The sequence below is a fragment of the Streptacidiphilus anmyonensis genome (genome assembly GCF_000787855.1).
Classification (GTDB): domain Bacteria; phylum Actinomycetota; class Actinomycetes; order Streptomycetales; family Streptomycetaceae; genus Streptacidiphilus; species Streptacidiphilus anmyonensis.
Genome location: NZ_BBPQ01000004.1, coordinates 265582 through 275802, shown reverse-complemented (window position 1 = coordinate 275802; position 10221 = coordinate 265582). Strand labels below are relative to the sequence as shown.

Below are 10221 nucleotides of genomic sequence, written 5' to 3'. Positions count from 1 at the left end.
ACCCCGCGTCGCCGGCCCCTCCGCCGGCAGGCCCCGACCCGCCTGCCCCCGCCGGGCCGGGCCCGGGGAGGCCGAGGGCGGCCAGGAGCACGGCCGCGGCCACGGTCTCGACCGCCGGGCCCGGGACCGCGTGGCGGCCCAGTGCCTCGAAGGCCAGCGAGAGCTCCAGGGGCAGGGGGCCCGCGCCGTCGAACTGCTCCGGGACCGCGAGGGCGAAGACGCCCGCCTTCGCCAGGCGGTCCCACAGGGCGCGGCCGGGGGTGTGGTCGCCGCGGGCCCAGGCGCGGGCCGCGGACGGGGTGTCCGCGGCCGCGAGCATCGTGTCCAGGGTGCGGGCGAAGTCCCGCTGCTCGGCGTCGAGGAGGAAGCGCACGGTTACCGCCGTCCCTTGGGCAGGCCGAGGAGGCGCTCGGCGATGATGTCGCGCTGGATCTCGTTGGTGCCGGCGTAGATCGGACCGGCCAGGGAGAAGACCCAGCCCTCCGCCCAGGGGCCGTCGGCGCGTTCCGCCTCGGGGCCGAGCACGCCGAGCAGGTCGAGCGCGGTCTCGTGGAGGGCGATGTCGAACTCGGACCAGAAGACCTTGTTCAGGCTCGACTCCGCGCCGATCGTCCCGCCCGCCGCGAAGCGCGAGGCTCCCGCGTAGGTGAACAGCTCGTAGGCGCGCGCGCCGACCAGTGCGTCCGCGACGCGGTCGGCGACGGACGGATCGCGGCCGGCGGACTCCCACAGCGCGGCCAGCCGCCGCGCGGAGGCGAGGAAGCGGCCGGGCGAGCGCAGCGTCAGGCCGCGTTCGTTTCCGGCCGTGCTCATCGCGACGCGCCAGCCCTCGCCGGGGGCGCCGATGACGTCCTCGTCGGGCACGAAGACCTCGTCGAGGAAGAGTTCCGCGAAGGCGGGCTTGCCGTCCAGCCGGCCGATCGGGCGGATCGTCACAGCGGGCGCGCGGAGGTCGAACATCAGGTAGGTGAGACCCAGGTGCGGCTTGGGCAGGCCGGGTTCGCTGCGGAACAGGCCGAACGCCCGGTCCGCGAAGGCGGCCCGGGACGACCAGGTCTTCTGGCCGCTGAGCAGCCAGCCGCCGTCGGTGCGGACCGCGCGGGAACGCAGCGAGGCGAGGTCGGAGCCGGCCTCGGGCTCGGACCAGGCCTGCGCCCAGATCACCTCGCCGCGCGCCATCGGCGGCAGCACCCGGGCGCGCTGTTCCTCGGTGCCGTGGTCGAAGAGGGTGGGTGCGAGCAGGTTGATGCCGTTCTGGGAGACCCGGCCGGGTGCGCCCGCCGCGTAGTACTCCTCCTCGAAGACCAGCCAGCGCATGATGTCCGCACCACGGCCTCCGTAGGGCTCCGGCCAGGAGACCACCGACCAGTGGTCGGCGGCCAGTTCGGCCTCCCAGGCGCGGTGGGCGGCGAAGCCCTCGCGGGTCTCCAGCGAGGGCAGGGGCGCGGCCGGGACGTGGGCGGCGAGCCAGGCGCGGGCCTCGTCGCGGAACGCCTCGGTCGCCGGGTCGTGGGCGAGGTCCACGGCCTAGGCACCCGCCTGCTTCTTCATCGCGGCGACGTCCATACCGCCGAGGGAGTCGGCGGCGACCTCCGCGTTGTGGGCGTGGGCGAGGTGGTGCAGGCCGAAGACGGAGTCCAGGCCGGCGTGCAGCCCCTGGAGGTCCTCGGCCTGGTTGACGGCGCGCTTGGTGAGGGCGAGCCCCATGCGCGGCATCTGCGCGACGCGTTCCGCGAGTTCGAGTGTCCGCGGCTCCAACTCGGCTCGCGGGACCACCCGGTTGACCATGCCGATCTCGTAGGCGCGCCGTGCGTCGATCCGGTCCCCGGTGAACAGGAACTCCTTGGCGATACGCGGCGGCATCACCCACGGGTGGGCGAAGTACTCGACGCCCGGGATGCCCATCCGAACGACCGGGTCGGCGAAGAAGGCGTCGTCGGCCGCGACGATCAGGTCGCAGACCCAGGCGAGCATCAACCCCCCGGCCACGCAGGCGCCTTGGACGGAGGCGAGGACAGGCTTCGGGAGCTCGCGCCAGCGCCGGCACATGCCGAGGTAGACCTCGGACTCGCGCGCGTAGCGGCTCTCCGCGCCCTGCTTGTCGGAGTGGTCCCACCACAGGCCCGCGCGCCGCTCGAAGGGCAGGTGCGCGTCGCGGCCGGGCGTGCCGATGTCGTGCCCGGCGGAGAAGTGCTGTCCCGCTCCGGCGAGGACGACGACGCTCACCTGATCGTCCTCCGCCGCCCGGTAGAAGGCGGCGTCGAGGGCGTATGTCATCGCCGAGTTCTGGGCGTTGCGATAGCGCGGGCGGTTCATGGTCACCAACGCGCAGGCGCCGCGGCGCTCGTAGAGAACCGGGGGCTCGTCAGCGGGAACCGGGGGCTCGTCGGCGGCATCACTCATCACGGGACTCCTTCCCTAACAAGTGTTTGGTAGGTTAGCCTACCCGTATGGGTGACGTCGACGGTCTCCGCACACCTCCCCCCTACCTCCCCGGGCACGGCCTGCTGGCCGGACGCAGCGCGGTCGTCACCGCCGCGGCGGGCGCCGGGATCGGCGGCGCGACGGCCCGGCGCTTCCTGGAGGAGGGCGCGCGGGTGCTGGTCAGCGACGCGCACGCCCGCCGGCTGAAGGAGTCGGCCGAGGCGCTCGCCGCCGAGTTCGGCCCGGAGCGCGTCGCCGCGCTGCCCTGCGACGTCACCGACGAGGCCCAGGTCCAGGAGCTCTTCGCCGCCGCCGAGCGCACGCACGGACGGCTCGACGTCGTGGTCAACAACGCCGGGCTGGGCGGCACCGCCGAGCTGGTCGACATGACCGACGAGCAGTGGGACCGCGTCATCGACGTCACCCTCGGCGGCACCTTCCGCTGCACCCGCGCCGCCCTGCGCGCGATGAAGGCGGGCGGCCGGGGCGGGGTGGTCGTCAACAACGCCTCCGTCGTCGGCTGGCGCGCCCAGGCCGGACAGTCCCACTACGCGGCGGCGAAGGCCGGCGTGATGGCGCTGACCCGCTGCGCGGCCCTGGAGGCCGCCGCCTTCGGCGTCCGCGTCAACGCGGTCGCGCCGAGCCTGGCCATGCACCCGCACCTGGTGAAGGTCACCACCCCCGAGCTGCTCGCCGAGCTGACCGAGCGCGAGGCCTACGGCCGCTACGCGGAGCCCTGGGAGGTGGCCAACGTCATCGTCTTCCTGGCCAGCGGCTACTCCTCCTACATGACCGGCGAGACCGTCGCCGTGAGCAGCCAGCACGCCTGAGTCCGCCCGTATCCCCGCAGGAAGGGAGCTCTGCCCACGATGGCCGAGGCCTACATCATCGACGCGGTCCGCACCCCGGTCGGGCGCAAGGGCGGCGGCCTCTCCGCCGTCCACCCGGCGGACCTCGGCGCGCACGTGCTGACCGCGCTCATGGCGCGCACCGGCGTCGACCCGGCGGCCGTCGAGGACGTCGTCTTCGGCTGCCTCGACGCGGTCGGCCCGCAGGCGGGCGACATCGCCCGCACCTGCTGGCTGGCGGCCGGCCTGCCCGAGGAGGTCCCCGGCGTCACCGTCGACCGGCAGTGCGGATCGTCGCAGCAGGCGCTGCACTTCGCCGCACAGGGTGTGCTGTCCGGCACCCAGGACCTGGTCGTCGCGGGCGGCGTGCAGAACATGAGCATGGTCCCGATCGCCTTCGCCAGCCGCCAGGCCGGCGAACCGCTGGGCCTGACGGACGGCCCGTTCCACGGCAGCGTCGGCTGGCGCGCCCGGTACGGCGACGCCCCCGTCAACCAGTTCCACGGCGCGGAGCTGATCGCGGCGAAGTGGGGCGTCACGCGGGGCGACATGGAGGAGTTCGCGCTCCGCTCCCACCGGCGGGCCCTGCGGGCGATCGACGAGGGCCGGTTCACGCGCGAGGTCGTCGCGTACGGGGACGTCGCGGTCGACGAGGGGCCGCGGCGCGACACCTCGCTGGCGAAGATGGCCGGGCTCAAGCCCGTCGTGGAGGGCGGGACGATCACGGCGGCGTGCTCCTCCCAGGTCTCCGACGGCGCTGCCGCGATGCTGCTCGCGAGCGAACGGGCCGTCCGCGAGCACGGCCTGACCCCGCGCGCCCGCGTGCACCACCTGTCCGTCCGCGGCGAGGACCCGATCCGCATGCTGTCCGCGCCCATCCCGGCGACGGCGTACGCGCTGAAGAAGGCCGGCATGTCGATCGACGCGATCGACCTGGTCGAGATCAACGAGGCGTTCGCTCCGGTCGTGCTGGCCTGGCTCAAGGAGACGGGTGCGGATCCGGAGCGGGTGAACGTCAACGGCGGGGCCATCGCGCTGGGCCACCCGCTGGGCGCGACCGGCGTGAAGCTGATGACCACGCTGCTGCACGAGCTGGAGCGCACGGGCGGCCGCTACGGGCTGCAGACGATGTGCGAGGGCGGCGGCCAGGCGAACGTCACCGTCATCGAGCGGCTCTGAACCCGGTCCGACCCCGACCGCCCCCGATCCACGGCCGTGCCCGGCCCGCCTGCGGGGGCCGGGCACGCGGTTCCTCGCCGCCCGCTATGGACGCGGCAGCCTCCCGGCCACCTCCAGGGCCTGCGCCATCACCTGTTCCACCAGCTCCGCGCAGCTCGGCAGGTCGTCGATGACTCCGGCCACCTGGCCGGAGGCCATCACGCCGAGGTCGGTGCGGCCGTCCACCATCGAGGACCTGAGCAGCATCGGGGTGTTGGCGGCCAGCAGGACCTGGCTCCAGGAGAGCTCCTTGCCGTGCCTCATGGCGAGGCCGTCGCGGAGCATCTCGCGCCAGCTCATCCCGGAGACTCTCCGGAAGCCCGACGCGTGACGGATCGCGCGGGCGAGCACCCGGGCACGCCCGGCGGACTCGAGCGAGGAGACGAAGTCGGTCCGCAGCATGCGGTGCGGCAGACCGTCCACGGCGCGGGTCACCGTGACGTCCTTGACCTGCGCCGCCAGGTACTTCGCCTTCACCGCGTCCGGAACCGTCGAGTCGGAGGTCAGCAGGAAGCGCGTCCCCATGGCGACCCCCGCGGCGCCGTAGGCGAGGGCGGCGACGAGCCCCCGGCCGTCGAAGAAGCCGCCCGCCGCGACCACCGGGATGTCGACGGCGTCCACCACCTGGGGAAGCAGCACCGTCGTCGCCACCTCGCCCGTGTGGCCGCCGCCCTCGCCGCCCTGCACGACGACCGCGTCCGCGCCCCAGGCGGCGACCTTCTCCGCGTGGCGGCGGGCGCCGATGGAGGGGATGACGACGACGCCCGCGTCCTTCAGGCGCGCGATCAGCTCCCTCGACGGGGCCAGCGCGAAGGAGGCGACGCGCACGCCCTCGTCCACGATGATCCGCACGCGCTCGGCGGCGTCCGACGCGTCCGCCCGCAGGTTGACCCCGAACGGCGCCTCCGTCCGCGACTTGACCTCCCGCACGGCCGAACGCAGCTGCTCGGGCGACATGGTGGCCGAGGCGAGGACGCCGAGCGCGCCGGCGTTCGCGGTCGCGGAGACGAGGCGCGGACCGGCGACCCAGCCCATGCCGGTCTGCACGATCGGATGGCGGACCCCGACCAGCTCGGTCAGCGGGGTCTTCAGGGTCGCCGACGTCACGACCGCACCTCCTTCTCCCGCCAGCCGCGCGGGTCGATCACCTCGCGGATCAACCGCCGTTCCGCGGCGGTCGGTTCACGGGTCGGCGCCACGTCCTCGGCGATCGAGAGCGGGAAGCCCGTCGCGGCGACGACCTGCTCCACGCTGACGCCCGGGTGCACCGAGACCAGTCGCATCGAGCCGTCCGGCGTCGCGAAGTCGAAGACGCCGAGATCGCTCACCACGCGTCGCAGTTCGTGGTAGGGCCCGACGGCGCGGTCGTTGCCGACGCCGCAGACGACGTCGACGCGCTCCACGAAGACCCGGGCACTGTGCTTGGGGATCCAGTAACTGGTGGGGTTGTTGAGGGTGTTGACGGGCGCGCCGCGGAAGCCGAGGAGCTGGCGGGTGGGGCGGGCCCAGTCGCCGATGCAGGAGATGTTCTGGTTGCCGTAGCGGTCGATCTGGCTCGCGCCCATCATCACGTGCCGGCGGCCGCCCATGACGAGGCCCAGGTGCTGGCGGTAGGGGAGCCAGCCCTCGACGGTCTGCGGAGCCGCGCCGATCGGCGCGACGTCCGCGACGATGAGCGCCTCGCCGTCGGTGAGCAGCAGCTCCGGGGCGAAGGTCAGCTTGGCCAGCCGGGCCCCGACGGACGGGACGGCGCCCATGGGGCTGGCCAGGATCTCGCCGTCGCCGCGCCACGCCTCCGCGCAGGCGATGACGCAGTACTCGGCCCGGGTGGTGGGCGTCGTCGTGGTCGTCGTGGTCGTCGGCGTGTCGCTCACCGCTGCTCCTCGTGCCAGGCGGCCACGGCGGACCGGTAGTCGAGCTCGCTCCCGGCCAGGAAGCGCTCGGCGAAGGCGGACCACTCGGTGGTCGCGTAGTGGCGCTGGAACGCCTCGTCCCGTTCGTAGTCGGAGGAGCAGGAGGTGAAGTGGGCGCCGTTCGGGGCCTCCACGACGCCCGCCACGGAGAGGCGTTTGACGAGCAGCGTCTGCGGGCCGCCGCCCTTGGCCAGTTCCCCGGTGTCGACGACGCGTTCGCACGAGAGGTAGGCGTGGTCGGCGGCCTCGCAGTACAGGTCGTCCAAGTACGGGTCCGGGCCGAGGTACTGGCCGTTGCCGTGCCGGTCGGCGCGGTTGAGGTGGACGAGCGCGGCGTCGAGCCGCAGCGCGGGCACGGCGACCAGTTCCTCGCCGTCCTCGTACGGCGAACGCACGGTCCGCAGGTGCGGGTTGACCCGCATCACGTCCGAGCCGAGGCCGGCCCGGACGGGCAGGAACGGCAGCCGGTGGACGGCGGCGGTGAGGCCCCACATCAGCATCGCCTCGTCCAGCTCGACGAGTTCGAAGGCCCCACGCTCGCGTGCGGCGCGGTAGTGGGGTTCGAGCGGGATCGAGTCCAGGGTGCCGAACGCCGTCACCAGCCTGCGGATGCGCCCGGCCGCCGCCAGCATGCCGACGTCGGGGCCGCCGTAGGAGACCACGGTCAGGTCCGTGACCTCGGACCGCAGCAGGGCGCGGACCAGCGCCATCGGCTTGCGCCGCGAGCCCCAGCCGCCGATGCCGATCGTCATGCCGCTGCGCAGCCGGGCGACGACCTCCTCGGCGCTCATCACCTTGTCGCGAAGTGTCCGGTCTGCCACCTCAGTCGCCACCCTCCCTGCCGAATCCGTCCCGAACCCGGTCGGCGAGGCCGCTCAGGTTCGCCTCGAAGGTGAAGCCCTGCTCGAAGCGGTAGCTGCGTCGCACGTCCACCGGGTCGATGCCGTTGATCGCGGCCTTGGCCATCCGGATCAGCGCGCCGTCCTTGGCCGCCATCTCGCCCGCCAACCGCAGGGCGGCTTCCGTGAGTTGCTCGCGCGGGACGGTCTCCCACACCGAGCCGTGGCGGTGCAGCTCCGCTGCGGTCACGGTGCGGGAGGTGTAGTAGAGGGTGCGCATCAGGTGCTGCGGCACGAGCCGGGCGAGGTGGGTGGCGGCGCCGAGCGCGCCCCGGTCGAGCTCCGGCAGGCCGAAGTACGCGTCCTCACTGGCCACGATCGCGTCGGCGTTGCCCACCAGGCCGACGCCGCCGCCGAGGCAGTGCCCCTGGACCGCGGCGACGACCGGCACCTCGCACTCGTAGACGGCCGCGAACGCCTCGTAGCAGCCGCGGTTGGCCCCGATGATGGCCGACCGGCCCGGGTCGCGCTGGACCTCCTTGATGTCCACGCCCGCGTTGAAGCCCCGGCCCTCGGCGGCGAGGACGACGCAGCGCACCTCCGGGTCCCGCCCGGCCGCGCGGACCGCCTCGGCGAGGTCTCTCCACCCTTGCACCGGAAGAGCGTTGACGGGCGGGTACGAGGCGGTCACGACGGCGACGCCCGGCCGTGGACGTGAGGCGGAGACACCCATCGGCGAATCAGCCACCTTTCCACCAAACGTTTGTTAGGTTCATCCTTGGGTTGACGGTAGCAGCGAGAGCCACGCCGCGGGAGACCGCGGAAGAGGTGAGGGGATGTGACGGCGTGAGCATCGCCCTGGATCTGACCGGAAGGGTCGTCGTGGTCACCGGCGGCACGCGGGGCGTGGGCGCAGGGATCGCCCGCGCGTTCCTGCGGGCGGGCGCCCAGGTGTCGGTCTGCGCCCGCAGGCCCCCGGCGCAACCAGTCCAGGAGGCAGGCCGCGAGGCCGAGTTCACCGCCGTGGATCTGCGCGACGCGGGAGCGGTCACGGCCTTCTTCGACGCGGCGGCGGAACGGCACGGCCGCCTCGACGTGCTGGTGAACAACGCGGGCGGCACGCCGTTCCGCCTGCTCGGCACGGCCGAGGACGCCGCGCGTCACCTGCGGGTGCTCGAACTCAACCTGCTCGCACCGCTGACGGCCTCGCTCGCCGCCCTCCCGCACCTGCGCCGCAGCCGCGGCTGCGTGGTCATGGTCGGGAGCGTCAGCGGCACCCGCCCGTCCCCGGGCACCGCCGCCTACGGCGCGGCCAAGGCCGGCCTGGCCAACCTGGCCTCCTCGATGGCCGTCGAGTGGGCCCCGGAGGTGCGGGTGAACACCGTCGTCCCGGGCATGGTCCGCACCGAGCTCTCCCATCTCCACTACGGCGACGAGGCGGGCGTCGCCGCCGTCGGCGCGACCGTCCCGCTGGGACGCCTCGCGGAGCCCGAGGAGATCGGCGCGGCCTGCGTCTTCCTGGCCTCACCGCAGGCCGGCTACATCACCGGCGCCGCACTGACCGTCCACGGCGGCGGCGAGCGCCCCGCCTTCCTGGCCGCGGCCAACGCGAACGGCGCGGCGACCGCGGACAGAGAGGCGCCCCCGGTCGACCTGGCCGGGCCGGCCCGGGCCGGCAGCGTCGGCGCGGGCGGCACCACCGACAACACCGGCACCGCCGACACCGCCGGCGAGGCCGACGAGGCCGACGAGGCCGACGCCGGCGATCCGTTCAGCGCCTCCCGCACCCAGAGGCAGCGACCAGCAAAGGAGCACCGCGATGCCCAACTCCCCTGACTCCGGCGGACTCTGTGCCGACCGGGTGGTCGCCGTCACCGGCGCGGGCCGTGGCCTCGGCCGCGCGCACGCGCTCGCGTTCGCGGCCGAAGGCGCGAAGGTCGTCGTCAACGACCTCGGCGTGGCGCTCGACGGCGCGGGCGCGTCGGCGACCCCCGCCGAGGAGGTCGTCGCCGAGATCCGTGCGAACGGCGGCGAGGCCGTCGCCCACGGCGGCGACATCGCCACCGCCGACGGCGCCGCCTCCCTGGTCGCCACCGCGCTGGACGCGTTCGGCCGCCTGGACACCCTGGTCAACAACGCGGGCTTCCTGCGCGACCGGATGCTGGTCAACCTCGACGAGGAGGACTGGGACGCCGTCATGCGGGTGCATCTGAAGGGCCACTTCCTGCCGCTGCGTCACGCGGCCGCGCACTGGCGGGCGGAGGCCAAGGCGGGCCGCAGGCCCGATGCCCGCGTGGTCAACACCAGTTCCGGCGCAGGGCTGTTGGGAAGCGTGGGCCAGGGCAACTACAGCGCGGCGAAGGCCGGCATCCTCGGCCTGACGCTCGTCGCCGCGGCCGAACTGGCGGGCTACGGGGTCCAGGTCAACGCGATCGCGCCCGCGGCCCGCACCCGGATGACCGAGCAGGCCTTCGCCGCCGCCATGGCCGCGCCCGAGGGGCCGCAGGCGTTCGACGCCATGGCTCCGGAGAACGTCTCCCCGCTGGTGGTCTGGCTCGGCTCGGCCGCCTCCGCCGGGGTGACCGGCCGGGTCTTCGAGGCCGAGGGCGGCCGGATCACCGTCATGGAGGGCTGGCGGCCCGGCCCCACCGCGGACATCGCCGCACGTTGGACGCCCGCCGAGGCCGGCGACAGGACCCGCGCACTGCTCGCCGCCGGCGTGCCGCCACTCCCCGCGTACGGCTCCCGGTGAACTGTTGTTGGCCCTCTTAAGAATAGGGCCCTATTTGTTGAATGGCAGGTTTAATCCAAACAAACACGCAGGTCAGGGGCTTCAAAGAAATTCTTACAACCCTCTTGCCCGGCCGGGGAGCTCTTATATGCTGTGCCCGCCGTGGCCGCATTGCAGAAAAATCTTGTTTGCGATGCGGATACGCCTGTTACTTCATGCTTTCTGGAGAGGAAGCACAGGTGCCGGAG

At 73.7% G+C, this 10221-nt stretch carries 10 protein-coding genes and 1 pseudogene; 4 read left to right on the top strand and 7 right to left on the bottom strand.

The window, feature by feature from the left end; all coding sequences use genetic code 11:
- The 3 genes from TR50_RS07470 to TR50_RS07460 all read right to left on the bottom strand — a co-directional run.
- Positions 1-373: acyl-CoA dehydrogenase family protein (locus tag TR50_RS07470; RefSeq protein WP_042416171.1), on the bottom strand; the 373-nt coding region annotated here is incomplete at its 3' end.
- Between the two features lie 2 nt (positions 374-375).
- On the bottom strand, positions 376-1524 hold the full coding sequence (locus TR50_RS07465) for an acyl-CoA dehydrogenase family protein (RefSeq protein WP_042416169.1): 1149 nt from the start codon (positions 1522-1524) through the stop codon (positions 376-378).
- A gap of 3 nt (positions 1525-1527) precedes the next feature.
- Complete coding sequence (locus TR50_RS07460; RefSeq protein WP_042416166.1) at positions 1528-2403, bottom strand: enoyl-CoA hydratase; 876 nt, start codon at positions 2401-2403, stop codon at positions 1528-1530.
- 47 nt (positions 2404-2450) lie between these two features.
- On the opposite strand from TR50_RS07460, the gene TR50_RS07455 reads away from it, so the two are divergent.
- Together TR50_RS07455 and TR50_RS07450 are read left to right on the top strand one after the other, a co-directional pair.
- Entirely contained in the window at positions 2451-3254 is an 804-nt protein-coding gene (locus TR50_RS07455) for an SDR family oxidoreductase (protein ID WP_042416163.1), read from the top strand.
- A gap of 39 nt (positions 3255-3293) precedes the next feature.
- Positions 3294-4451, top strand: a complete 1158-nt coding sequence (locus TR50_RS07450) for an acetyl-CoA C-acetyltransferase (RefSeq protein WP_042416160.1) — start codon at positions 3294-3296, stop codon at positions 4449-4451.
- 84 nt (positions 4452-4535) lie between these two features.
- Here the strand turns inward: TR50_RS07450 and TR50_RS07445 are convergent, their stop codons facing one another.
- Genes TR50_RS07445 through TR50_RS07430 form a run of 4 tightly spaced genes read right to left on the bottom strand, consistent with a single transcriptional unit; the run spans position 4536 to position 7975 of the window.
- Complete coding sequence (locus TR50_RS07445) at positions 4536-5582, bottom strand: NAD(P)H-dependent flavin oxidoreductase (protein ID WP_042416396.1); 1047 nt, start codon at positions 5580-5582, stop codon at positions 4536-4538.
- Positions 5583-5593: 11 nt separating this feature from the next.
- On the bottom strand, positions 5594-6364 hold the full coding sequence (locus tag TR50_RS07440) for a CoA-transferase subunit beta (protein WP_042416155.1): 771 nt from the start codon (positions 6362-6364) through the stop codon (positions 5594-5596).
- Positions 6361-7194, bottom strand: coding sequence for a CoA transferase subunit A (locus TR50_RS07435; protein ID WP_042416394.1), 834 nt, complete (start codon positions 7192-7194; stop codon positions 6361-6363). Before TR50_RS07435 ends, TR50_RS07440 begins: the two co-directional genes overlap by 4 nt.
- Positions 7195-7225: 31 nt before the next feature.
- Positions 7226-7975, bottom strand: a complete 750-nt coding sequence (locus tag TR50_RS07430; RefSeq protein ID WP_042416152.1) for an enoyl-CoA hydratase family protein — start codon at positions 7973-7975, stop codon at positions 7226-7228.
- Between the two features lie 125 nt (positions 7976-8100).
- Between TR50_RS07430 and TR50_RS07425 the strand changes: the two are divergent.
- Together TR50_RS07425 and TR50_RS07420 are read left to right on the top strand one after the other, a co-directional pair.
- Positions 8101-8856, top strand: a pseudogene (locus tag TR50_RS07425) (SDR family oxidoreductase); the annotation flags it as partial.
- Positions 8857-9061: 205 nt separating this feature from the next.
- Entirely contained in the window at positions 9062-9994 is a 933-nt protein-coding gene (locus tag TR50_RS07420) for an SDR family oxidoreductase (protein ID WP_042416149.1), read from the top strand.
- Positions 9995-10221: the final 227 nt, after the last annotated feature.

Excerpts from the sequence above, each read along its gene's own strand:
- TR50_RS07450 (WP_042416160.1), top strand. The coding sequence starts at position 3,294 with ATGGCCGAGGCCTACATCATCGACGCGGTCCGCACCCCGGTCGGGCGC.
- TR50_RS07455 (WP_042416163.1), top strand. The coding sequence starts at position 2,451 with ATGGGTGACGTCGACGGTCTCCGCACACCTCCCCCCTACCTCCCCGGG.
- TR50_RS07430 (WP_042416152.1), bottom strand. The coding sequence starts at position 7,975 with ATGGGTGTCTCCGCCTCACGTCCACGGCCGGGCGTCGCCGTCGTGACC.
- TR50_RS07460 (WP_042416166.1), bottom strand. The coding sequence starts at position 2,403 with ATGAGTGATGCCGCCGACGAGCCCCCGGTTCCCGCTGACGAGCCCCCG.
- TR50_RS07435 (WP_042416394.1), bottom strand. The coding sequence starts at position 7,194 with ATGAGCGCCGAGGAGGTCGTCGCCCGGCTGCGCAGCGGCATGACGATC.
- TR50_RS07420 (WP_042416149.1), top strand. The coding sequence starts at position 9,062 with ATGCCCAACTCCCCTGACTCCGGCGGACTCTGTGCCGACCGGGTGGTC.